Consider the following 480-nt stretch of genomic DNA (forward strand, 5'->3'; position numbering starts at 1 on the left):
CCTTGAAAATAGCCGTGTCACTGAAATTACTCACGATTGGTTAAATTTTGGATATGAATTTGTTTCTAGCAGGTCCGTAAGTATTCCAAATCAGAAAGCATGTATTAATTTACTCCGAAAACTTACAGCAATTAAACCAGGGTCACGTATCAAAGTGTCTAGGCTAAATGAGGTTATTAGAGAGGAAATTAAAGTAAGCTCTCAAGTTATTAATGATTTGGTTCAAGCTAATTTTAATGTACAAAGTAGACTAAATAATGGTTATAAGTATTGGGTCGATTTAGGATGGAAAGAAACTGATAAAAAAGATGACATGATTTTATTCGATGAAAATGAGAATGTAACAGATGATGAGTTCTTATACGAAGATGATTTGAACTTAGGTTGGGAGGACTTTGACGATGAATAATGAACAAATTGAAGCATTTGTAGAAGTGCTTGTACCTATCATAGAAGAACGTATCAATAAAGGTAAGTAAT

General features: G+C 32.3%; 1 pseudogene. It reads left to right on the forward strand.

Annotated features, from left to right (window positions below):
* A pseudogene (locus AC2D8K_RS12605) lies at positions 1-409 on the forward strand (DUF5906 domain-containing protein); the annotation flags it as partial.
* Positions 410-480 lie beyond the last annotated feature (71 nt).

This window comes from Staphylococcus sp. 510, from assembly GCF_057219715.1.